The 22,214-nt window shown below is 71.2% G+C and carries 19 protein-coding genes; 8 read left to right on the forward strand and 11 right to left on the reverse strand.

Annotation, left to right across the window (positions count from 1 at the left end; translation table 11 throughout):
- Positions 1 to 76: 76 nt before the first annotated feature.
- Entirely contained in the window at positions 77 to 1,450 is a 1,374-nt protein-coding gene (locus O7615_RS31020) for an aminotransferase class I/II-fold pyridoxal phosphate-dependent enzyme (RefSeq protein WP_278181347.1), read from the forward strand.
- Between the two features lie 46 nt (positions 1,451 to 1,496).
- On the opposite strand, the gene O7615_RS31025 is transcribed toward O7615_RS31020, so the two are convergent.
- On the reverse strand, positions 1,497 to 2,051 hold the full coding sequence (locus O7615_RS31025; protein ID WP_278181348.1) for a hypothetical protein: 555 nt from the start codon (positions 2,049 to 2,051) through the stop codon (positions 1,497 to 1,499).
- 193 nt (positions 2,052 to 2,244) lie between these two features.
- Here O7615_RS31025 and O7615_RS31030 point away from each other — a divergent pair, with 193 nt between their 5' ends.
- A complete protein-coding gene (locus tag O7615_RS31030; RefSeq protein ID WP_278181349.1) occupies positions 2,245 to 4,344 on the forward strand; it encodes a glycoside hydrolase in 2,100 nt (699 codons plus the stop codon).
- Between the two features lie 35 nt (positions 4,345 to 4,379).
- On the opposite strand, the gene O7615_RS31035 is transcribed toward O7615_RS31030, so the two are convergent.
- Complete coding sequence (locus tag O7615_RS31035) at positions 4,380 to 4,982, reverse strand: histidine phosphatase family protein (protein WP_278181350.1); 603 nt, start codon at positions 4,980 to 4,982, stop codon at positions 4,380 to 4,382.
- Between the two features lie 8 nt (positions 4,983 to 4,990).
- Positions 4,991 to 5,635: a helix-turn-helix domain-containing protein gene (locus tag O7615_RS31040; RefSeq protein ID WP_278181351.1), complete on the reverse strand. Its 645-nt coding sequence runs from the start codon at positions 5,633 to 5,635 to the stop codon at positions 4,991 to 4,993.
- A 27-nt stretch (positions 5,636 to 5,662) separates the two neighbouring features.
- On the opposite strand from O7615_RS31040, the gene O7615_RS31045 reads away from it, so the two are divergent.
- Both O7615_RS31045 and O7615_RS31050 read left to right on the forward strand, forming a co-directional pair.
- Positions 5,663 to 6,829, forward strand: a complete 1,167-nt coding sequence (locus O7615_RS31045) for a PEP/pyruvate-binding domain-containing protein (protein WP_278181352.1) — start codon at positions 5,663 to 5,665, stop codon at positions 6,827 to 6,829.
- Between the two features lie 95 nt (positions 6,830 to 6,924).
- Positions 6,925 to 7,446: an NUDIX hydrolase gene (locus O7615_RS31050; protein WP_278181353.1), complete on the forward strand. Its 522-nt coding sequence runs from the start codon at positions 6,925 to 6,927 to the stop codon at positions 7,444 to 7,446.
- Between the two features lie 107 nt (positions 7,447 to 7,553).
- Here O7615_RS31050 and O7615_RS31055 read toward each other — a convergent pair whose 3' ends face one another.
- On the reverse strand, positions 7,554 to 7,943 hold the full coding sequence (locus tag O7615_RS31055) for a MerR family transcriptional regulator (RefSeq protein WP_278181354.1): 390 nt from the start codon (positions 7,941 to 7,943) through the stop codon (positions 7,554 to 7,556).
- Between the two features lie 64 nt (positions 7,944 to 8,007).
- Between O7615_RS31055 and O7615_RS31060 the strand changes: the two genes are divergently transcribed.
- A complete protein-coding gene (locus O7615_RS31060) occupies positions 8,008 to 9,777 on the forward strand; it encodes an erythromycin esterase family protein (RefSeq protein WP_278182294.1) in 1,770 nt (589 codons plus the stop codon).
- Here O7615_RS31060 and O7615_RS31065 read toward each other — a convergent pair.
- Both O7615_RS31065 and O7615_RS31070 read right to left on the reverse strand, forming a co-directional pair.
- Entirely contained in the window at positions 9,747 to 10,265 is a 519-nt protein-coding gene (locus O7615_RS31065; RefSeq protein WP_278181355.1) for a nitroreductase family deazaflavin-dependent oxidoreductase, read from the reverse strand. The two genes, O7615_RS31060 and O7615_RS31065, sit on opposite strands and share 31 nt — an antisense overlap.
- 160 nt (positions 10,266 to 10,425) lie before the next feature.
- On the reverse strand, positions 10,426 to 14,685 hold the full coding sequence (locus O7615_RS31070; protein WP_278181356.1) for a S8 family serine peptidase: 4,260 nt from the start codon (positions 14,683 to 14,685) through the stop codon (positions 10,426 to 10,428).
- A gap of 89 nt (positions 14,686 to 14,774) precedes the next feature.
- On the opposite strand from O7615_RS31070, the gene O7615_RS31075 reads away from it, so the two are divergent.
- Positions 14,775 to 15,764 carry a helix-turn-helix domain-containing protein gene (locus tag O7615_RS31075; protein ID WP_278181357.1) on the forward strand — a complete coding sequence of 330 codons (990 nt, stop codon included), beginning with the start codon at positions 14,775 to 14,777 and terminating at the stop codon, positions 15,762 to 15,764.
- A gap of 189 nt (positions 15,765 to 15,953) precedes the next feature.
- Here O7615_RS31075 and O7615_RS31080 read toward each other — a convergent pair whose 3' ends face one another.
- Genes O7615_RS31080 through O7615_RS31090 form a run of 3 tightly spaced genes read right to left on the reverse strand, consistent with a single transcriptional unit; the run spans position 15,954 to position 17,186 of the window.
- Entirely contained in the window at positions 15,954 to 16,253 is a 300-nt protein-coding gene (locus tag O7615_RS31080; RefSeq protein WP_278181358.1) for an ATP-binding protein, read from the reverse strand.
- Between the two features lie 12 nt (positions 16,254 to 16,265).
- Positions 16,266 to 16,931 carry an SAM-dependent methyltransferase gene (locus tag O7615_RS31085; RefSeq protein WP_278181359.1) on the reverse strand — a complete coding sequence of 222 codons (666 nt, stop codon included), beginning with the start codon at positions 16,929 to 16,931 and terminating at the stop codon, positions 16,266 to 16,268.
- Between the two features lie 3 nt (positions 16,932 to 16,934).
- Entirely contained in the window at positions 16,935 to 17,186 is a 252-nt protein-coding gene (locus tag O7615_RS31090) for a 2TM domain-containing protein (RefSeq protein WP_278181360.1), read from the reverse strand.
- 140 nt (positions 17,187 to 17,326) lie between these two features.
- Between O7615_RS31090 and O7615_RS31095 the strand changes: the two genes are divergently transcribed.
- Together O7615_RS31095 and O7615_RS31100 are read left to right on the forward strand one after the other, a co-directional pair.
- Positions 17,327 to 18,124 carry an alpha/beta hydrolase gene (locus tag O7615_RS31095; RefSeq protein ID WP_278181361.1) on the forward strand — a complete coding sequence of 266 codons (798 nt, stop codon included), beginning with the start codon at positions 17,327 to 17,329 and terminating at the stop codon, positions 18,122 to 18,124.
- Between the two features lie 21 nt (positions 18,125 to 18,145).
- Positions 18,146 to 20,314: an MMPL family transporter gene (locus tag O7615_RS31100; protein ID WP_278181362.1), complete on the forward strand. Its 2,169-nt coding sequence runs from the start codon at positions 18,146 to 18,148 to the stop codon at positions 20,312 to 20,314.
- A gap of 136 nt (positions 20,315 to 20,450) precedes the next feature.
- Here the strand turns inward: O7615_RS31100 and O7615_RS31105 are convergent, their stop codons facing one another.
- Both O7615_RS31105 and O7615_RS31110 read right to left on the reverse strand, forming a co-directional pair.
- The gene (locus O7615_RS31105) at positions 20,451 to 21,173 is read right to left on the reverse strand and encodes an alpha/beta hydrolase (protein ID WP_278181363.1); all 723 of its coding nucleotides are present in this window, start codon (positions 21,171 to 21,173) and stop codon (positions 20,451 to 20,453) included.
- Positions 21,174 to 21,601: 428 nt separating this feature from the next.
- Positions 21,602 to 22,162, reverse strand: a complete 561-nt coding sequence (locus tag O7615_RS31110; protein ID WP_347405135.1) for a tetratricopeptide repeat protein — start codon at positions 22,160 to 22,162, stop codon at positions 21,602 to 21,604.
- Positions 22,163 to 22,214 lie beyond the last annotated feature (52 nt).

Consider the following 22,214-nt stretch of genomic DNA (forward strand, 5'->3'; position numbering starts at 1 on the left):
GATGGCGTAGGACTCTAGTGACACAGGTAGGGCCGGACAATGGGTTGCCTGTTACGGGCTATTTCGGAGATGTAACATGCTGCAGCTCATCACTGGTGCCGTGGACGACCGCAGCGCCCGGGGCATCGCCGCCGCGGTGAGCCGTCTGGTCCACGGCGGTCAACTGCCGCCCGGCACCCGGCTACCCACCGTGCGCTCGGTCGCCCGGCAGCTCGGCATCAGCCCCACCACGGTCAGCGAGGCATGGCGGAGCCTGGCCGCGGCCGGCGCCATCGAGACCCGCGGCCGCTCCGGCACCTTCGTCCGGACCCCGGCCCGGCCCCGCGAGCACCTGCGGTACGCCCGGCTCACCACGCGCCCGACGACGCTGCCCAACGACCTGTCGACCGGGGTGCCCGACCACGATCTGCTGCCGGACCTGACCGACGCGTTGCGCCGGATCCACGATGCCCGGCTCACCACCAGCTACCTCGACGAACCGGTGCTGCCGGAGCTGGAGGCGGCCCTGCGTGCCCGGTGGCCCTTCCCACCGGCGGCGCTCACCGTCGTCGACGGCGCCCTGGACGCCCTCGACCGGATCACCGCCACCGTCGTCCGGCTCGGCGACCGGGTCCTGGTGGAGAACCCGGCCTTCCCGCCGATGCTGGACCTGCTGGAAGCGGCCGGCGCGACACCGGTGCCGATCCCGCTGGACGGCGACGGTCTCCGGCCCGACGCGCTGGCCGACGCGCTCGACGACCGGGCGGTGGCGCTCTACCTCCAACCCCGCGCGCAGAACCCGACGGGCGTCAGCATGACCCCGGCCCGGACGGCGGCGCTGGCCGGGGTGCTGGCCCGGCACCCCGGCGTGATCGTCGTCGAGGACGACCACGCCGGCGACATCGCCACCGCGCCGCCGGTCAGCCTCGGCACCCACCTGCCGGACCGGACCGTACGGGTGCACAGCTTCTCCAAGAGCCACGGCCCGGACCTGCGGCTGGCCGCGGTCGCCGGGGCCGCCCCGGTCATCGTGTCGGTCACCGACCGGCGCCTGCTCGGTCCCGGCTGGTCCAGCCGGCTGCTCCAGCTGCTCCTGCTCGACCTGCTCACCGATCCGGGCACGGCGTCGGCCATCCGGCGGGCCCGCGACGAGTACGCCCGGCGGCGGCAGGCACTCCTGACCGAACTCGACGCCCGTGGGGTGACGGCGACCGCCGACGACGGGATCAACCTGTGGCTCTCCGTCGGCAACCAGCAGCTCGCCATGCTGGTGCTGGCCGCGCACGGCATCGCGGTGGCCCCCGGCGCGCCGTTCGAGGTCGGTCCGACCGGGACGGACCACGTCCGGGTCACCGTCGGGCTGGTGCGCGACGGCTTCGCCGAGCTGGCCGACGTCCTGGCCGAGGCGGCGCGGGCGAGTGCGCGGGGCAGCGGCCCGCGCAGCTTCCCACTCCCCCGCGGCGCCCGCTGACCGGGCCGGGCCACGCCCCAGACGGCGGTGCCGGCTGGGCCGCGCCTCAGACAGCGGTGCCGGCCTGCCCGCAGACCGCACACCGCTCTCGCTCCGACCAGGATTCCCGATCGAGATCCACGGGATCGAGACGACTCTGGCCGATCTCGACCCGGACGGCGACCCGGAACGTCCACAGTGCCTCGGCGAACGGGTGGTACGCGTCGTGATACCCGCGACTCGACAGCGCGGCGCCGGACCGGATCGCGTCACGGATGTCGATCAGCCGGCTGAAGGCCCGCTCCCCGGCCTCCATCACCGCCGGACTCGCCGACATGAGCAGCCGCTCCCGCACGCTGTACAGCCCGGACGCGTGCACTGCGGACAACGCCGCCCCGCGTCGGTCGAGATCCTCGGCCCGGTCGCGAGCAACCTCACGCAGGCCGGCGTGGGCGGCGTCGAGAGCCAATGCGAAGTCGACGTATGTCCGGAAACGATCGGACTCCCGGTCCCGGCGGCGCTGACCGCGATCGTTGCGCACGCCGGCCAGGATCGTGCCGCCCAGGGCAATCACCGCGCCGAGCGCGGTACCGGCGATCGGAATCCAGTTGGAGGCTGCCACCACCGCATCATCCCGCACGCCCCGCCGACCACCACGGGCCTCGCCTTGCCCCTCAGCGCGCGGCCCCATAGCCTGGATCCGCGGACGTCGATGATCCACCACCCGCGACGGCGTCTCGATGGCGCAGGGCTGCCCGCGTTCCCGCTGGCCGCACGCCCGCACGGTCGGGTGGTTCGAGCGACGGGAGCCAGCGATGCGGCGGCGAACGGTGTGGACGGTCCGGCTGGCCACCGCGGCGATGGTGGCCGGGAGCCTGGTGGCCTCGACCGCCGTGGGCGGCACCGCGCACCGGCCCGCTCCCCCGGCCACCACGGTGGTCGACTGGAGCGTCGAACGGCAGACGGTCGACGGCTTCGGCGGGGCGTTCGCGTTCCACAAGGCGGGTGGAATCCAACGGCTCGGGGAGCCGCTGACCTCGCAGATGCTGGACATGGTCTTCGACGCTCAGGCCGGCATCGGCCTGGACATCGTCCGGGTCATGGTGGGCGACGGCGGCGTGGGGGTGTGGGGCGACCAGCTCTACGACGGCCCGACGCAGACGATCGAGCCGGAGCCGGGCGTGTTCGTGTGGGATCTGCCCGACTGGGCGCAGCGCAAGGCCGACTTCGACGCGTACCAGGTGTGGCTGATGCGTGAGGCGCAGGCGCGTGGCGTCGAGACGATCCTCGCCAGCGTGTGGAGCCCGCCGGCCTGGATGAAGCAGAACAACAGCGTGATCTCCTCCGGCGCCTCCGGCCCCCCGAACAAGCTCCGGCCCGACATGTACCAGGCGTTCGCCGACTACCTCGCCGAGTACGTGCTCGGCTACGAGCGCGAGTTCGGCATCACGATCACGCACATCTCGCCGACCAACGAGCCCGACGTCAGCACGGGATACTCGAGCAGCCAGTGGACCGCCGAGGAACTGCGGTTCCTGGTGCGCGACCACCTGGGCCCGACGTTCGAGCGTCGCGGCGTGGAGGCGAAGATCGTGCTCGGCGAGGGCGTCGGCTTCGACGAGGGCTTCGCGCTGCCGGCGATCAGCGACCCGGTGGCGAACCAGTACGTCGACGTCGTCGCGGCGCACGGATACTCCGGGCTGATCGACGAGGCGACGCGGGCCGCGCCCACGGCGTTCACCACGTCGCACGCGCTCGGCAAGACCATCTGGCAGACCGAGTACATGAACCAGGGATCGCCGCGGGATCGGCTCTTCGTCAACAACACGATCAGCGATGGCCTGCGCTACGCGACGCTCATCGGGAACCTGTTCGACGAGACCCGGCTGAACGCCTACTTCTGGTGGTGGCCGGTGGCGAACAACGGCGCGGACGGCTCGGACCTGATCCGGCTGGTCAACACCGGCACCCCGCAGAGCGGCAACCCGACCGAGAACGGCCAGTACCGCATCTTCAAGCGGTACTACACGTTCGGCCAGTACAGCCGCTTCCTCGACCCCGGCGACGTGATGATCGGCGCCACCAGGACGCCGGCACCCGGGGTCTCCGTCACGGCCTACAAGGACGAGGCGACGCACGACTTCACCATCGTCGTGGTCAACAACAACCCGCACGACGTCCCGCTCGCCGTCGATCTCGCGGGTGGCTTCCCGCTGCCACCGGAGACCAAGCAGGACTGCAAGAGCGGCGGCTGGGCCGCCTTCGTCAACCCGACGTTCCGTAACCAGGGCGCATGCGTCTCCTACGTCGCCGCCGGCAAGGGACCGACCTCCTCGGTGGTGCCGTACCGCACGTCGGCGAACGAGAACATGAGGAAGCTGGCCGACATCGGCACGCGCGGCCGATCCTTCAGCACGACCCTGCGGGGCCAGAGCGTCACGACGTTCGTGCCGAAGTGGTCCGAGCTGCCCGAGCTGCCCGACCGCAAGGACGTCTTCTCCACCTATCTCGCCGAGGAGAACGACGGTCAGTCGGCGGGCCTGAGGGTCGTCACGACGCCCGAGCACGGCAAGATCGTCGCCGGGGTACGCGACGGCAGCTACCTGCGCTGGGCGGATGTCAACTTCGCGGACGGGTCGGCCGCGGGCTTCGCCGACCAGAAGGGCGAACTGCGCCTGCACGCCACCGTCGCCGCGAAGGGCGGCGGCGTCATCGAGGCGCGGATCGGCAGCCCGGACGGGCCGCTCGTCGGCTCGATGACCGTGCCGCCCGGCTCCGGCACCGAGTGGGTGACGGCGACGACCTGGATCGACACCAGCCCGGGTGCCGCGAACGGCTTCCACGACCTCTACCTGGTGTTCACCGGCGGTGACGGCACGCTCTTCGCCGTGGATCGCGCCGAGTTCAGCGACTGACAGCGAGACGGTGGGACGGGCCACGTCACCACCGCTCACGGTCGCGCGGGCGCCCGGAATCCCGTCCAGCGCAGGTCACCGGTCAGGTGGCCTTGGTCGTTGAACATCACCAGGGTGGGCGACAGGCCCGCGCGATACTCGATCACGGTGAGCCCCGTGTTCGCGCTGTCCAGGCCGAGCCACCGGGTGGGCGGGGCCGCCAGCGCGTCCCGCACCAGCCACGCGATCGGGTACGCGTGGGTGACGAGCACCTCGTGCGCGTCGGGCTCGGTGCGCTCGGGTGCCCTGGTGAACCGCGCCACCAGGGCCTCCGCCGTCCGCCGGCCCGCTGCGGCCTCGGCATCGTCGAAGCCGTCGAAGAAGCCGGCCCACGCCCGGGGCATCTCGTCCGCGTTCGGCACATATGGCACGTGGTCGACGAGTTCGGCGGCCTCGGCCACCCGCACGTCCGGCAGGTGTTTGGCGATCTCGTGCGCACTCGCGGCGGCGCGCGGCAGCATCGAATGCCACACCGCGTCGATCGGCAACCCGGCGAGGCGCCGGCCGAGGAGGTCGGCCTGTCGGTATCCCGCGTCGGTGAGTTCGCCGAACGCGTCCGCCGCGCCGTGCCGCGCCAGGTAGAGGTATCGGGTAGCCACCGGGCGACCTACCGGGTTCCCGGCTCGGCGCCACGGGGGATCCCGAGCGTCGACAGCAGATCCTCGTGCAGTTCCATCCACACGGCGTGGCACGACGGGACGTCGATCCCCGCCACCCACTGCCCCTCCCCGGCCCGGGCCCGGGTCAGCGCGGCGTCGAACCGCTCGTCGTAGCCGCCGAACCGGACCAGCACGCCGGCGAGTCCGCCGATCAGCGGGGTCAACTCGCCGCCGATCATCGTCAGTTCGTCCAGCACCCGGGCGTCCCAGCGCGGGTCGCTGTGGTCGTTGGACGCCAACCGGTCGCCCTCGGTGGGCCGCAACTGCCAGTCGGTGCAGGCGCGAACCAGCCGTCCGTTGAGGGCCTCGAACTCCTTGTGTGCCTGCTCGACGGCGGTCCGGGCGCCGGCCCGATCGAGTTCCTCGCCCAGTTTCCGGGTGTCCTCGTCGCGGCCGCGCTCGGTGAGCGTCCACCCGCTGGCGCGCCCGAACTCGACGTGTGTCACCCACCCGTACGCCTCGAAGTCCTGCAGAAGCTCGGAGACGGTGTCCTGGTCGATGCCGGTACGCCGGGAGACGGCCGCGTCGCTGGCCATCCCGGCCACCCGCACGGCGTGCAGGACGGACAGCTCCGGTGATGAGGCGTCGGTCATGGCAGTGAGCATCCAGACTCGGGCACGATGCGTCAACGCGACACCTACCGAAGGGAGAGCCTGGTGCTGATCGACCTGGCCGACGCCGAGCCCGCCATGTCGGGAGGCAAGGCCGCCGTGCTCGCCCGACTCCTCGGGGCGGGGTTGCCGATCCCACCCGGCTTCGTGGTGCCGATCGCCGCGTACGAGCAGGCGGTCGACGGCCCCTCCGCCGAGCTGGTCAACGAGATCGCCCAGGCGCTGCCGCGGATCGGCGGCGGCTACGTCGCCGTACGCTCGTCGGCGACCAGCGAGGACACCGCCCACGCCACCGCCGCGGGCCAGCACGACACCTTCCTCGGCGTACGCGGCCCCGATCAGGTGGCCGACGCCGTACGCAGATGCTGGGCGTCGCTGCGCTCCGAGCGCGCCGTGGCATACTGGCGCCGGCAGGGCGACCCGGGGTCACCGACGATCGCCGTGCTGGTGCAGCGCCTGGTGGACGCCGACGTCGCCGGGGTGATGTTCACCGGCGACGACGTCCGGCTGGAGGCGTCCTGGGGGTTGGGCGAGAGCGTCGTCAGCGGCCACGTGACACCGGACTCCTGGGTGGTTTCCGGCGACGCCGTCACCCGCCGTACGCTCGGCACGAAGACGACCCGGATCGACCGCACCGTCGCCCGCGAGGTGGAACCGGCCGACCGGGATCGCTTCTGCCTCACCGACGACGAGGTCACCCGTCTCGCCCGGCTCGGTCGGCAGATAGCCGATCTGCTGGGCGGCCCGCAGGACATCGAGTGGGCGATCGCCGACTCCCGGGTCTGGATCCTCCAGGCACGCCCGGTGACCAGCTCCCTCCCCGCCGCACCGGCGGCCGCCGCCGGGGACGGCACGGCCCGCGCAGGTACGCCCGCGAGTCCGGGCTCCGCCACCGGACCGGTGCGCGTGGTGCGCGGCCCCGCCGACTTCGCCCGCGTCCGGCCCGGCGACGTGCTCGTGTGCCGTACCACGGATCCGGCGTGGACACCGCTGTTCGGCGTCGTCGCCGCGGTCGTCACCGAGACCGGCGGCCTGCTCTCGCACGCCGCGATCGTGGCCCGCGAGCTGGGCCTCCCGGCCGTCCTGGCGATCCCGGACGCGACAACGGCCCTGCCCGACGGCGCGCCGGTCGAGGTGGACGGAAGCACCGGCAGGGTCGCGCTCCTTGACTGCTAGAGAGGTTGACAGGTAAACGTCTGCCTGTGTCAGGTCCGTCCGAGCCTTCGCAGTGTCCGGGCAACGTTACGGGTGATCTGGTGAGACGAGTGTCCGTGCCGACAGCAGCCCGCGACCACGAGTCGATGCCGACGGTGTCGGGAGGCCAGCGCTGGCTGACGTCCTGGCACCCGGTCGATGCCGCGCCCGAGGGCCGGAACCACGGAGCCGCGGGAGTCTGTGTCGGCAACGACGGCCGCGATCTCGTCCTCATCAGCCCTGATCAGGTGCATTGGGGTTTTCCGGCAGGCCGGCCGGAGGGTTCTGAGACTCTGGGTGAAACGCTGGCACGGGAGATGCGTGAGGAGGCATGCGTCGAGGTCCTCGATGCTCGGCTGTTGGGCTTCGCGCGTAGTGAGTGCGTCGAGGGACACGAACGGGGCCTGGTGCTCGTTCGTTCCTACTGGCTGGCGAATGTCGCGATCGGTTCCTGGGAGCCGCAGTTTGAGGTCGCCCACCGCAAGGTCGTTCCAGCAGCCGAGGCGACCAGGTACGTCCGGGATCCTGACGCGGTCGCGACCCGCATTTCGACGCGTGCCCTCATCGAGGCCGGACTCGGTGGAGATTCGAGCACGTAAATCGCATCCCAGCGCGGCGCATCGCCCCGCTCGATGACGAGCAAGCGCTCGTCGCCGGCCCGCTCGTAGACGAGCCGGTGGTGTCGGTCGGACGCGCCCTGTTGGAGTCAGGGGATTCGGTCGATGGATTCGCAGAGTTTGCCGCCGGATTGCAGCTCGGTCAGGCAGGTGCGCAGTTCGGCCGTTCGCCGTTCGGACTCGGCGATCAGTTCGGTGGCTATGCGGCCCCACTCCTGCGGTCCGGGGTTGGGCGGCAGGTCGGCGAAGAGGTCGGCGATTTCGCGGACGGTGAGGCCGACTCGTTGGGCCAGCTTCGCGACCTTGATCCGGCATGCTGCGCTCGCGTCGAAACGACGCTGGTTGCCGCTGTTGCGCCGGGCCGTGATAACACTGGTTTTTTCGTAGAACCGGACTGCCGACGGCGCGACGTCGGCATCGCGGGCAACGTCACCGACGGTGAAAACAGCTTCGGGCGGGGCGATGATGGCGTGGCTCACGCCAGAAGGCTGCCACACGAGCGGGCTTGACTTCAACATATGTTCAACCGGCAGCGTGGCTCGTATGAGCGATCAGACAACCGCATTGAACGAGCACGGGAACAGGGCTGACGAGCCACCTCTCAACCTCGTTGTCGTAGTGGCCAGCGTCCGCGATGACAGGATCGGCCGCATCCTGGGCGACTGGGTGATGGCACAAATCCCTGGGGATGTCCGGACCCACATGGTGGATCTCACCGATCTCCACTTGCCACCTGACTCGGATCTGCAGCCCGGCGGTGGGCAGCCGACGCCGGCATCCGATCTGATGGCCGCCGCAGACGGCTTCGTGATCGTCACCCCCGAGTACAACCACTCCTACCCGGCGTGTCTGAAGCGTTTCGTGGACTGGCACTACGGCGAGTGGCAGTTCAAGGCCGCCATGGTCGTGCCGTATGGCGTACAGGGTGGGCTGCTCGCCGGTGAGTACCTTCGCCCGGTCTTCGCCGAGCTCTCCGTGGTCACCACTCGTCGCATGGTCGCGCTCCGCGCGCCATGGGTACACCTCACCGAGGGCCGCTATGTCGCTCCTGACGGGGAGGACGGCGCGGTCCGGGACGCCGTCCGCGAGCTCTCCTGGTGGGCCGGCGCTCTGCGGGAAGCACGGCGTCGACGCCCGTTCGGCGGCGTCGACGACACCGGCAACGCCGCGAGCGAGGCCGTGGTTTCCTGGCTGGCGGCACAGCCCGAGACCGTTGACCCGACGGCGATCGCCGACCTGGCTTCGGATGCCTTCGTCGTCGGGCTCGGCGGCAGCACACGCGAAGCACACGAGCCCTTCCAGATCGTGGAGCACGCCACCCATGCGCTGATCGATCGCGGTTTCCGGGTCCTCGCCATACTCGACAACCAGCGCGTGGGTGCGCTTTACGACCGCTACGTGCGCGGTGCGGACGTCAACATCGATTCCTCGCTGCGGCAGGGCTGGGGGCCCTGGCAGACGAGCGAGATGCGGGACGCCCTCACGCGGCTCCGGCGCCGCAACGCGACCCGGCCCGACGACCCGGTGCGGGTGATCGGAGTGGGTGGCTCGCGGGTGCTGCCCGCTGACTACGACCGTGTCGTGGACTTGATCGCGGCCATCTCCCCAGCCGAGGTGCCACAGGTCCGTGAACTGCTCGCCGTCATCCGCACTGCTCACGACAATGGCGAGCATGTGCAGCGGGCCCAGGGCACCCACCCAGGCACGCCGTTCGTGAAACTCGCGCGCAAGGCGCGTGCGATCGCCGGGCGGCTCGAAGGTGCCGGGCAAGACGAGGCCGTGCGGCTACTCGACATGATCGTCGAGCACCACGCGAACGCGATCGGGGTGGGATACGACGCGGAACGTGAGGAGCGGGCAGCCGCCGAACGGATCCTGGAGTGGCACCGGCGTACCGGCGATCGGATCGTCCTCTGGGAGGGCAGCGCTCACGTCGCGGCGCACGGCGGCGTCATGCTCGGCTCCCATCTACGGGAAGCCCTCGGCGACCGATACTTCGCCGGTCACGTCACATTCGGCCACGGTCTTGTCCGCAACAGCAAGATCCCATTGCCCGCCTCCGGTTCGCTCGAGGATCTCTTGCTCTGCGCCGGCGGCGAACGGACGGTGAACTTGGCCGCCGACGTTCCGGTCGACGTCGCCGCGCGACTCGACGCGCCTTGGCGGACGAGACTGATCTCCGGGGTGTACGACCCCGGAGATGACGCCGAGCACTACTACGAGCTGCCCTCGCTGCGATCCAGCTTCGACGTCGTCGTCTTCGTCCCCATGGTCGCCCCGATTCAGCCCCTACCGCCCGACCGTGCGGCGTGACCGGGCGCGGGCAGCACCTGGAACACCGGATAGTCGGCGGCGATCTGGGCGAACTGCGCCATCGGCGCCCCCCGCCGGACCGGCACGTGCGGCCGCGCTCCCGGTGCCTTGTCCAGGTAGTGGCGCAGGATCGGCGCCCGCTGCGCGACGGGCACCTCCGCCAGCAGCACGGATTGGCGGTGGTCGCGCCGCAGCACCGCCCGCCCTCCAGCGGCTCGCACGTTACGCACCCAGTTCGCCTGCTCGCCCAGCATCGACACCAGGTAGCGCCCACCGTCGTGATCGACAGCGACCAGCGGGAACGACACGGTACGGCCACTGCGCCGACCCACGACCTCCAACGTCACCCAGTTGCCGGGGGCGAGAAAACCGGTCGAGAACTGCCAGGCCGAGACCCGGTTCATCGCCCGAGCCAGCCAGTTGGGTCTACCGCCCCGATACATCCACTGCTTCACCCGGTAGAGCCAGGAACCGCTCACCCGATCCATGTCCGATCCTCTCCGGCATCGCCCTGCGTCTCCCTGAATGCTTGCACTGCCACGGATCGGGCGGCTACGGCACCGCCGGCACGGTTTCGCCTCCCCGGGTCTTCGGCCTGACCGGCCGGGCCACCCGCGAGGGTGACCCGGCCGGGGCCGGCCTGTCGGTTCAGCGGCGCAGCGCCAACCGGTAGACCCCGCCGGCAGCGGTGCCGGCGTACAGCCACGTGCCGTCCGGGCTGACCGCCAGCGAGCGCACCGAGCTGTCCGGCAGCCCGGCACCGATGTTGCTCCAGGTGCGGCCACCGTCGGTGCTGCGCAGCACGCCACGGCCACCGAAGCGCAGCCCGGCCTCGGCGAAGTCCGCCGATCCGGCATACCACACCCCACGGGACTCGACGAGCTCGCTGACCCGCATCGGCAACGTGAACCGGCCGCCGGCGCTGCGCGCCTCGGTGAAGGTGCGCCCGCCGTCGGTGCTGACCCGGATGGTGGCGCCGCCGACGATGATCCGCCGGCTGTCGACGGAGAGCGCGGAGACCGGGCCGTCCAGCACCTTCACCCGGTTCACCCCGCCGTCGTCGGACCGCCAGAGACCGCCCTCCCCGCCCAGCCAGACCCGATCCGGGTCACGCGGGTCGCCGGCCAGCGCGGCGTACTCGGTGAGGTGGTTGATCCGCCGCCAGGTGGCCCCGCCGTCCCGGCTGGTCAGCAGTCCGGCCCCGGTCAGGTCCTTGTACGCGAGGTAGAGCCGGCGCGGATCGGCCGGGTGCACCAGCAGCGCCAGCGGAGAGGCGTAGTCGGTGAAGACGTCGGAGTAGCTCGATCCGCCGTCCAGGCTCCGCTGCAGGCGGATGCTGAAGAAGCCGGTCTGGAGGAGCTTCCACACCGTCCTCGGGTCGCGCGGATCCGTGACGAGCCCGCGAACCCCGAACCCGATCATCCCCTCGCCCTGGGTCGGACCCCAGTCCAGGCGGCCGGGGTCGACCGGCAGCGGCGCGCGGTACACGTCCGAGGGCGTACCGACCAGCAGCTTGCCGCCGGCCACCAGCAGCTCGTCGGCGGGCACCCCCGGGGTGCCGATCCGGGTGTACCGCCGGGCGTCCGTCGTGCTGAAAACGCCCACGGTCTCCATCCCGACCAGCAGTGTCCGGTCGTCGTCCGGCCACTGGGCGAGGCTGTTCACGATCGCCCTGCCCGCCTTCGCCGCCGGCCGCCAGGTACGGCCCGCGTCGGTGCTGATCCGGTTCTCCTGGTTGGTGTCCACCAGCAGGGTCCGGCCGGTGGCGGTGAGGCTGAGCAGGTGTTCGACGTCGAGCAGGTGCCGCCACGTGCCGCCCCGGTCGGTCGAACCCCAGACGCTGCCATCCCATTGCGCGACCGCCACCGTCTCCCCGGCGACCACCACGGTCCTGGGCGTGGCGAAGAAGTCGGCGGCCGGGCGGACGAGGGCGGGTGCCCCGGTCGCCACCGACCACCGCCAGACCCCGTCGTCGGAGGTCAGGAAGAGGTCGTCACCGGCGAAGGCGATCCCGGTCAGCAGGCCGGACCAGAACGCCGGGGTCGACGTCCAGGTGTCACCGCCGTCGCGGCTGACCTCGACCGTCGACTCGGTCGCCGCCACCAGCACGCCGCCGTCGGGCGAGACGACGAACCCGGCGACCTGGGCGTCCGGGAACGGCAGGCTTCGCCAGGTGCGGCCGGCGTCGTCGGAGCGCAGCATCCGGCCCTGGTACGTCGGGTCGTCGCGGGAGGTGACCGCGACCCAGATCCGGTCCGCCCGTCTCGGGTCGAGCTGGACCGTGGTCCGGCCGCTCGACACTGCGGCAAGCCGCTCGTACCGCCAGGTGCGGGCGCGATCGGTGGAGATCCACAGACCGGCGACGCCGGGCGAGGTCACCACGAGCCGGTTCGGGTCAGCCGGCGTGGTTGCCAGCTGCCCGCCCGACCCGTACGGCCCGACCAACTGCCACGGCCTCGCCGCCGCGTCCTCGGCCACCTCGAAGTGGGTTCTCCCGACGATGGTCGCGCCGCTGCCGGTACGGACGCTGGCCGTGACGGCGTACGTCCCGGGCCGGTCGCCGGTGACGGGGGCGTGCCACCACACCCCGCCGTCGGCGATCGGCGTCACCTCGGTCCGCCGGCCGTCCGGCCCGGTGACCACGATGGCCGGTGCGGTCTCGACCGGGTCCAATGTGTCCACGTAGACGGCGCTGCGACCGTCGCTCGGGTCGGGGGTGGCGTACACCCATGGCGTCCGCACCGCCAGCAGGTACGGCACCCGCAGGTCGGTGCCCTTTCCGCCGGCGGCGGTCAGCCAACCGGAGACGTCCGGGTGACCCTGGTCCGGCGCCGGCGCCTCGATCCGGACGGTGACGGCGGCGGACCGGCCGGCCGGCACGGTCACCCGCTCCGGGGTGACCCGGACGACGCCCGGGCTGCCCGCCGCCGGAGTGACGCGCAGCCGTACCGTCGTGGACGTGCGTCCGTCGTTGCGCAGGGTCACCGTGCCGGTGGTCCGGACCCGGTCTCCGGTGAGGTCGGCGAGGCCGAGCGAGAGGGCCGGCGGATCGGCGGTCACCTCGGCGTCCAGCGCCGCCGGCAGATCCAGCCGGCCCGCTCCGGCCGAGGCCGGACCAGCATCGACCTTCGTGGCCGAGCCGACCAGTGCGCCCGTCATCCCGGCCGGCGACACCTCCGGACGGAGCTGGCGCAGCAGCGCCCCGGCCCCGGCGACGTGCGGGGCGGCCATGCTGGTGCCGCTGTAGCGCTGCACGCCGGGTGCCCAGAGTGCCGTCGGCACCGCCGAGCGGATCTCCACACCGGGGGCGACGAGCTGGGGCTTCAGGCCCCACCGTAGGTCCGGCCCCCGGGAGGAGAAGCGGGCGATCTGGTCGGTGGCGTCCTGGCCGCTGATGGCGACCCGGACCCGGCCGGCGTCGAGCAGCTGCCGGAGTTCGGCGTACTGGCCGGGGTCGTCGATGCCGAGCACCACGAGCCGGTTGAAGCGCAGTTCGTCGCGCGGATCGGGGCTCTTGGTGACGGTCGCGGCGAAGCCGCCCGCCGGCCCGTCGGCGCCGGTCTCGTCGCCCACCAGGGAGCGGGTGTAGCCGACCGCGGCCAACGCACCACGCCGCTCGGCCTCGGTGAACCGGTCGACGTCGTCGGGGCTGGCTCCGGCGTACGGTGCGCCACTGATCAGCACCACCTTGCCCCGTACGTCACCGGCGGCGGCCCACTCGGCGGGCGTGCCCTCACCGACGTCGACCAGGTCGCCGGTGCTCGTCCTAACGGGCGGGTTCGCCGAGACGGCGGACCGGTAGGCCACGATCGGGCCCTTGCGCGGGCTGGTCAGCTCGGCGACCGGCACCCGTACCCCGCTGGTGGAGGCGCCCACCGCGAGAACCCCGTCGGCGAGGGCCGGGCTGCCGACGGTCCGCTCGCCCGGGCCGGAGTTGCCGGCGGCGGCGACCACCGTCACGCCGGCCGCGACGGCGGCGCTCGCCGCCCGGCCGACCGGGTCGGTGCCGTCGCCGGTGCCGCCGAGACTCATGTTGATCAGGTCGGCGCGGTGCGGGTTGGCCGGGTCGACGGCGGCCTCCAGGGCGGCCACGATACCGTCGCTCTCACCCCACCCGTCCGCGTCGAGCACCTTGTACGCGGTCAGCGTGGCATCCGGAGCCACCCCGGTGACACCACTCGCTCCGGTCCCGGCGATGATGCCGGCCACGTGCGTGCCGTGGCTGTGGTCGTCCATCGGGTCGGCGTCGTCGTTGACGAAGTCGTACCCGCCGACGACCTTGCGTCCCGGGCCGAATCCGCCGCCCAGGCTCGGGTGGGTGTAGTCCACCCCGGTGTCGATGACCGCGACCGTCACCCCACCGCCGCGAAGCGGCCGGCCGGCGCCGTCCGTCCGGCGCCAGGCCTGCGGTGCGCCGATCAGCGCCAGGTTCTCCTCGACGACCGGGCCGGCCGGGCGGCCCGGACCGGCGCCTCCGGTGCTCCCGGGGCCGGCAACGGCTTCCCGGATCTGGAACCGGGTCACCTCGTGCACCGCCTTCACCCCGGGCAGCCGGCGCAGCGTGTCGACCTGTCCGGCCGGTACCCGGACGGTCATGCCGGGCAGCAGGACCTCGAAGGAGCGGCGCCGCTCGACCTGGATCCGGGCCCGCCGGGCGGCGTCGGTCACCTCCTGCTCAGCGGCGGCCACCGTCGCCCGCGCCCGGCGCAGCCGGTCGGCGGCCTGGGCGTCGACGGTGCCCGGCGCGGGTGCCACCGCGATCGTCGGCGCCACGTCGAACTCGACTATCACGGTCCGGTCCACTCCGGCGGCCGGCACGGCCGCCGCGGGCCCGGGTGGGAGCAATCCGGCGGCAAGCAGGACGACGGTCGTCGCCGCCACGCCGCGTCGCATCGATGTACTGATCATGGTTGATAGGGGAGCCCGAGCGAGGCTGGGCCGGCAATGGTTGGCAACGTCATATTGGTGCCGATGGCACCTGCCGGCCACAATCGGCCGTGCCCTCAGAACGCAACGCCCTGGCCGGAGCCGGGATCTCCGCCGCCGACGAGGTGGTGCTGCGGGCACTGCTCGGTCGCGGGCAGGCGAACGCGGTGGAGGTCGCGGCGGCAACCGGCCTGAGCCCCCAACGAGTCGCCGACGCTCTCGACCAACTCCGCCGGCAGGGGCTCGTCGCACGGTTCGCCGCCGAGCCGGAACGGTACGCGGCGGCCGACCCCCGGGTCGCGCTGGACGCCCTGCTCCACCCGGCGGAGCGGTCGCTGCGCCGGGCACGGGACGCCGCCGCCGAACTCGCCGCGATCTACGAGACCGTCCGGACCGGTGAGGCGGTGACCGGGCCGGTCGAGGTGGTCACCGGTGAGGAGATCGGTCGCACGTTCCTCCGCCTGCAGCAGAGCGCAGTACGCGAGGTACGCGCCTTCGACCGCCCGCCGTACGTGCACGCCGCCGGCAATCCGGTCGAACCGGCCGTGCTGGCCCGGGGCGTACGCTGGCGGGCGATCTACCATCCGGACGCCCTGGAGCAGCCCGGCGCGCTCGCCGAGGTCCGGAGTCTCGCCGCCCTCGGTGAGCAGGCCCGGGTCTCGGTGGACGTGCCGTTCAAGATGCACCTGGTCGACGAGCGGGTGGCGCTGGTGCCGCTGGAGCCGAGCCCCAACGGCACCACCCGCAGCATGCTGGTGTACGCCTCGGTCCTGCTCGACGCGCTGACCTTCGTCTTCGACGTGAGCTGGGACCGGGCGGTGCCGCTGGAGGCCGGTGCCTCGGCCGACGAACTCTCGGCCGAGGACCGGCAACTGCTCGCGCTGCTCGCGGCCGGCGTGAAGGACGAGACGATCGGCCGGCAGCTCGGCCTCTCGGTCCGCACCATGCGGCGCCGGGTACGCCGGCTGCTGGACCTGCTCGGCACGCAGACCCGGTTCCAGGCCGGGATGGAGGCGATCCGGCGCGGCTGGATCCCGACCGACGGCGCGGGCGGGTCCTAGCTCAGCTCACCGCGGATCTCGGCGAAGCCGTCCGCCACGAGCCGCAGGCCGCCGCTGGGAAGGCTTCTCCGCCGCGCTGGAGCGGTTCGGGCTGCCGGTCCCGACACCGGCCTTCGACCGATCCGAGGAACTCACCGCGTCACCCGGCTGAACATCGGCGGGCTTGCTGCCAGGATGCGTTGGCCGCTCTCAGGTGTCCGTCAGGTCCGCGCTGATCACGGGGAACGCCACTTCGATGACGAGGCCCCCGTGAGGACGTGGGCGGGCGGCGAGCGCCGCGCCGTGGGCGCGGGCGATCGCGCGCACGATCGACAGTCCGAGGCCGTGGTGCCCGTCGTCGGCCGTGCGGTGCAGCCGTTGGAACGGCTCGAACAAGCGGTCGACCTGGTCAGACGGGATGACCTCCCCGGTGTCGGCCACGGTCAGTACCACTCGGCCGATCTTGCGCTGGACGCTTACCTCGACCGAGCCGCCGGGCGCATTGTCCATCGAGCGCGGGGCCTACCTGTTCGCCGCCGTCCCGAGGAACTGCTGGCCTGGCCGGCTGAGGCGTGACGTCACCGCATCGGCCATTTCGACTTCGGACGATGGGTTCGCCCAGGGACGGCGACAGTAGTACACCAGGGCGGGCGGGAGGTTGGCCCACTCCGTCCGGCTGATGATGACCTCGTCGAACAGCGACCGCACGGATCGGAGCAGGCGCCGCGCGGGTCTGGCCCACCGGGTATGCACGTACGCGAACGTGGTGAACACGCCGTGCGGCGGCAGCGTGGCGACCACCGAGGACAGCACGTCGCGCTGACGGTTCTCGGCGAACGCCGCCCACGGAAGGCCGCTGACCACGACATCGACCTGGCTGAGCCCGCGCTGCGCGAGCACCGTGACGAGGTCGCTCGCGTCCGCGTTGACCACGTCGACCGCCGGATGGAGCACGGCCAGTCGCTGTGCGAACCGTGGATTGACCTCGACCGCGATGTGACGGCCCCGTCCCGCGAGGCGCATCTGGATAGCCGCGGTGAAGGCGCCGGTGCCGGGTCCGACCTCCACGACGATCGGGGAACCGGTTCGGGGCACCGCCGCCGTCGCCACCCGGGCCAGCGCCGGACTACTCGGCGCGATCGCGCCGACCGTCAGGGGATCGCGGACGAACTCCAGGAAAAACGACACGGTTCAGTGCTCCGAATGAGGGTGCCGCGGGTGAGGATGCCCGTATCGGTGCGTTTTGGATGGGGACTTCGCCGCCGCGCGGATGTGGAATGCCAGCCCGACGCCCCAGACGAGGATCGACCACAGGGGCCAGAAGAAATGGTCCGGGGTGACGAGCCACCACACCACGACCTGGGCGAGGTTGGCGATTACGTAGGAGAGAAGGTGGACCCGCAGGCGCCACTTGATGGCGGTTTCGCTCTTCGTCCTTGTCATGATCGCAGGCTAGGCCGACGGACTTGACGCAGACGGAATACGTCGGCGGCTAGCCGGCCGCTTCGTTCAGTCCTCGTCAAGTAGCCGGATCTACGCTGATCCGCGATTAGGACCGAGAACGATTATCGAAAGGTCTACCCGTGACAACGACTCGCCGAACGTTGCTGACCGGTTCCGTCGTGGCCGCAGCCGGCGCTGTGCTCGGTGCGCCCGCCGCGCAGGCACACCCCCGGCACGGCAGCAAGCCAAAGCCCACCGTGGTCCTCGTGCACGGCGCGTTCGCCGACGCCTCCGGTTGGAACGACGTCGCCACCCGACTCATCCGCGACGGCTACCCGGTCATCGCTCCGGCGAACCCGCTGCGCAGCGTTGCCGCCGACTCCGGCTACCTGGCCAGCATCCTCGCCACGCTGAGCGGCCCGATCATCCTCGCCGCACACTCCTACGGCGGGATCGTTACCACGAACGCCGCGACCGGCAACCCGAACGTGAAGGCGCTGGTCTACGTGGCCGCGTTCGCACCCGATCAGGGCGAGACGCTGCTGGGCCTGCAGACGAAGTTCCCGGGAAGCAAGCTCAACGAGGCAGCGCTGGACTTCCGGCCGTACGGTGAGGGCCTCGTCGACGGCTACATCAAGCGGCAGTTCTTCCGGGAAGTGTTCGCGGGCGACGTGCCGAAGGCGACCGCCGAGCTGTTGTGGGCCGGGCAGCGGCCGGCCGACGCGCGCACCCTCGGGGAGCCGTCCGGCGCCCCTGCGTGGAAGACCATTCCGTCCTGGTATCTCGTTGCCCGCAACGACCAGGTGCTGCCCGCCGCGGCACAGCGGTTCATGGCGCAGCGTGCCGGTGCGCACGTTCGGGAGGTCGGCGCGTCGCACGTCGCGATGATCTCGCAGCCCGCCGTGACGGCCGACCTCATCAAGCGCGCCGCGCGCTGACAAAGCCGTAGAGGGGTAGCGATGTTCGAGCGGTTGGGGCGGACAATGTTTCGCCGACGGTGGTGGGTGGTCGGCCTGGCCACGGCCTTCGTGGTGTTCGGCGGCATCTGGGGTACGCAGGTCTTCGGCGCGTTGACCACCGAAGGGTTCGACGACCCGGCAAGCGAGAGCTCCCGGGCGGTCGAGCGCGCCGACGCGTCACTGGGCCGGACCGGCAACGACGTGGTGGTGCTCTACACCAGCCCCGACATGACGGTTGACGACCCGGCATTCCAGCGGGCCGTGACCGAGACGGTCGACGCGCTCCCCGACGACGCGGTGACCAGGGCCGTCACCTATTGGAGCACCAATAGCCCGGCCCTGGTCAGTCACGACCGGCACGCCACCTACGCGGTGCTGACCCTGGCCGGCGACGACGAGACGCAGCGCGGCGAAGGACTCAAGGAGATCGAGGACCAACTCGTCGCGCCGCCCGTCGTACAGACCCAGGTCGGCGGGATCACGACGGTCAGCCGTGACATCCGCGAGCGGGTCGCCGCGGACATCGCCCTCGCTGAGACGATCTCCATACCGGTGCTGCTGTTGCTCCTGGTGGTCGTCTTCGGCAGCATGGCCGCTGCGAGCCTGCCGCTCGCGATCGGCGGTCTGGCCATCGTCGGAGCGTTCACCGCGTTACGCGCGATGAGCTACCTGACCGACGTCTCGGTCTTCTCGATCAACGTGGTGACGATCCTCGGGCTGGGCCTGGCGATCGACTACGGCCTGTTCATGGTCGGGCGCTTCCGGGAGGAGATCGCCCACGGGCTCGGCGTCGAGGACGCGATCGCCCGCACGATGGCCACCGCCGGTCGTACCGTCGCGGTCTCCGGCATCACCGTCGCGGTCTCGTTGGCCGGTCTGCTGATCTTTCCTATGACCTTCCTGCGCTCCATGGGCTTCGGCGGTCTGTCCGCGGTCCTGGTGGCGATGGTGGCGGCGCTGACCGTGCTGCCCGCCCTGCTCAGCATCCTCGGCCCCCAGGTGGAGGCACTCTCGGTGCGGCGACTGCTCCGCCGTCCGCCTCCGGTTGCGGCGGGGGCCACTGCCGCGCACGGGTTCTGGTACCGCCTCGCGCACAGCATCATGCGCCGCCCGGTCTTCTATGCGGTCGGGGTGCTCGCGGTACTGCTGCTGGCCGCCGCCCCGTTCCTGCGCGTCGAGTTCGGCGGCATCGACCCCAGGGTGCTCCCGGCGGGCACCGAGAGCAGAGTCGTCTCCGAGACCGTGGACCGCGACTTCGTCCAGAACAGCCAACTGCCGATCGAGGCGATCGTGACCTCGCCCGACCGGGTCGGTCTGGAGGGGTACATCGCCGCCGTCCGAAGCGTCGACGGTGTGACCGGAGCCGAGGTCACGGGTCTGGCCGACGAGGTCGCCCGGGTCGCGATCACCTACCAGGACGATCCGATATCGGAGCAGGCGCGGGAACTTGTGAGCCGGATCCGGGCCGTGCCCGCACCACCCGGCGGCCAAGTGCTGGTGGGCGGCTTGACCGCGCGACTGGCCGACCAACTCGACGCGGTGGGCGACCTGCTGCCCTGGATGGCGCTGATCATCGTCGGCGCGTCGTTCGTCCTGCTGTTCCTCGCCTTCGGCTCGCTCGTGCTGCCGATCAAGGCGATCGTGATGAACATCCTGTCGCTCGGCGCCTCGTTCGGCGCACTGGTTCTGATCTTCCAGGACGGCCATCTGTCCGGCCTGCTGAACTTCACGTCCACCGGGACGCTGGAGGCGACCCAGCCGATCCTCGTACTCGCGATCGTCTTCGGGTTGTCGATGGACTACGAGGTCTTCCTGCTGTCCCGGATCCGTGAGGAGTACGACCGGACCGGCGACAACGCAGCGGCGGTCGCGGTCGGGCTGCAACGCAGCGGTCGCATCATCACCAGCGCTGCGCTGCTCATCCTCGTCGTGATCGGACTGTTCTCCATCTCCGGAATCACGTTCATCAAGCTGATCGGAGTGGCGCTGCTCATCGCCGTCCTGGTGGACGCGACGATCGTCCGGGCGCTGCTGATCCCCGCCACGATGCGCCTGCTCGGAAACACGAACTGGTGGGCGCCAGCGCCACTGCGGCGCTTCTACGCGCGATACGGCCTCCGTGAAGGCGACGACCCGCCGGCCGCGCCAGCCCATACGCAGCTCGGCTGATCTCCCGCAGAGGGACGAAACAGTGCATCAGCATGCATACGTGGGGCCAGGACGGCGGAACGACCGCATGCGGGCCGGCTTGGAACAGCTCGCCGAGAGACTGTCCCAGGCCGGCCCACCGGCGGATTGGCTACGGTCAGCGAGCGGTCTCGTGGGCCGCCTGCTGGATGAAGGCCACCGTGGTGTCCGGGTGCGAGACGAACACCAGATGCGAGGCGCCTTCGACCACCTGCACGGTGGCGCCGGCCCGCTTGGCCATGAACTCCTGCGTCTCCGGCGGGATGATCAAATCAGCGCCGCTGATCAGGGTGAAGGCCGGAATCGTGTTCCACGCCTGCGGGCCGGTTGCGGGCTCGCCAAACGCCGCCGCGGCGGCCGGGCGCTGCGCGATCGCGTACACCGCCGCGTCCTCGGTGGGCACGTCGGCCGCGAACCGGGAATGGTATACCGCCGGGTCGATGTACAGGTCGACCTGCCCATCCGTCAGCGGCACCGCCTTCAGGGACTCGTTGACCGTGCTGCCGGGGAACTTGGCGACCAGTTCCCCGACCGCCTCGCCGGTGTCCGGGATGAACGCCGCCAGGTAGACCAGCGCCTGCACCTGCTCGCTGCCGGCCGCGGCCGTGGAGATGATGGCGCCGCCGTAGGAGTGGCCGACCAGCACGATCGGCCCCTCGACGCTGCCGAGCAGGGCCTTGACCGCGGCCGCATCAGAGGCGACGCCGCGCAGCGCATTCGACGCGGCGACCACCGGGTACCCGTCGGCCAGCAGCCGTCGGATGACCGCGTCAAAGCCACTGCTGTCGGCGAACGCACCATGCACGAGAACGATTGTCGGCTTGCTTTCTCCACCCACCATGATGTTCCTCTTCTCGGTCCTTACGTTCTTGTCGACTTCGACGCTAGGTGCCGGGGGTGGACAGAGACTGACCTACATCAACACTCAACGCCCTCACGCGCCCATTGCGGTTCAGTAGAAGTTCGGTCTCCGGGCATTCCCCTCATCTACGGTTCCTGGACATTCATCGGGATCTAGGCCCTCGATGCTCGGGCACTTCCGGCGATCGGGCAGGACGACACCGACAGAGAAGTAAGTGGAAATAAACTGGCCACGGGCACTATCGAACTCGACAAAGCCACCGGTACGGGTATCGAGGGGGTTCGCCGTGGCGCGTCCGGAGATGACTCACGAGGTGCGGGGGACGGGATGCCGCTGATCTGCCACGGCCGCGGCCGCGGCCCGACGCATCTCCGGCCCTGTCCGTACCGCTCAGGTGTGACGTCACGTCAATGCGGGGCGGGACCGAACCGCGCCAGCCTCTGGGCCAGGTGCCGAAGGCCGGCCCGCATGTGGTCGGGCCCCCCGTCCTGGAAAGACCCCAGCACCTCATGAGCCCGCCCGTACGCCTCCCGCGCGCCGCTCGCGTCGCCGACGGAGAGCAGCAGTTCAGACAGGCCGCGGAACGCTTCGAACCGGTTCGGTCCCTGGCTCATCTCACCCGCGGTCTTGGCCGCCAGTTTGAGCTGTTCCACGGCGTCGTCGAGCCGTCCCATGGTCGTGAGGTTCTGCGCGATGGCGACCCGTATCGAGGCGTCCTCGTGCCGGTACTCGATCTGGGCGTTGAGATCGAGTGCCCGTTGCAGCACCTGAGCCGCCTTCTCGTGCTGCCCGAGACGCGCGAGCGACTGACCGTTGCAGCCAAGGCTGCGGATCTTCGCCCGCTTGTTGCCCGCGGTGCAGTTGAGCGCCACGGCCTTCTCACTGTCATCGAGGGCCAAGTCGTGCCGGCCGAGCACGGTATGCACCGCATGAAGATCGACGTACGTCATCGCCTGCTCCGGCAGCATGTCATGCACGGCGAAAATGTCGAGGGCGGCCCGGAGCAGATCCAGGGCCTCC

Origin of the sequence: Micromonospora sp. WMMD1082, assembly GCF_029626175.1 — a bacterium.
Taxonomy (GTDB): domain Bacteria; phylum Actinomycetota; class Actinomycetes; order Mycobacteriales; family Micromonosporaceae; genus Micromonospora.

What these genes read in the sequence shown, in the direction of transcription:
- O7615_RS31065 (WP_278181355.1), bottom strand. Translation starts at nt 10,265, where the DNA reads ATGGATCGGGTGAGCGGTTCCTGGCTCTACCGGGTGAAGCAGTGGATG.
- O7615_RS31040 (WP_278181351.1), bottom strand. Translation starts at nt 5,635, where the DNA reads ATGACCGACGCCTCATCACCGGAGCTGTCCGTCCTGCACGCCGTGCGG.
- O7615_RS31090 (WP_278181360.1), bottom strand. Translation starts at nt 17,186, where the DNA reads ATGACAAGGACGAAGAGCGAAACCGCCATCAAGTGGCGCCTGCGGGTC.
- O7615_RS31030 (WP_278181349.1), top strand. Translation starts at nt 2,245, where the DNA reads ATGCGGCGGCGAACGGTGTGGACGGTCCGGCTGGCCACCGCGGCGATG.
- O7615_RS31060 (WP_278182294.1), top strand. Translation starts at nt 8,008, where the DNA reads ATGAGCGATCAGACAACCGCATTGAACGAGCACGGGAACAGGGCTGAC.
- O7615_RS31100 (WP_278181362.1), top strand. Translation starts at nt 18,146, where the DNA reads ATGTTCGAGCGGTTGGGGCGGACAATGTTTCGCCGACGGTGGTGGGTG.
- O7615_RS31045 (WP_278181352.1), top strand. Translation starts at nt 5,663, where the DNA reads ATGCGTCAACGCGACACCTACCGAAGGGAGAGCCTGGTGCTGATCGAC.
- O7615_RS31110 (WP_347405135.1), bottom strand. Translation starts at nt 22,162, where the DNA reads ATGCTGCCGGAGCAGGCGATGACGTACGTCGATCTTCATGCGGTGCAT.
- O7615_RS31070 (WP_278181356.1), bottom strand. Translation starts at nt 14,685, where the DNA reads ATGATCAGTACATCGATGCGACGCGGCGTGGCGGCGACGACCGTCGTC.
- O7615_RS31020 (WP_278181347.1), top strand. Translation starts at nt 77, where the DNA reads ATGCTGCAGCTCATCACTGGTGCCGTGGACGACCGCAGCGCCCGGGGC.
- O7615_RS31105 (WP_278181363.1), bottom strand. Translation starts at nt 21,173, where the DNA reads ATGGTGGGTGGAGAAAGCAAGCCGACAATCGTTCTCGTGCATGGTGCG.
- O7615_RS31080 (WP_278181358.1), bottom strand. Translation starts at nt 16,253, where the DNA reads ATGGACAATGCGCCCGGCGGCTCGGTCGAGGTAAGCGTCCAGCGCAAG.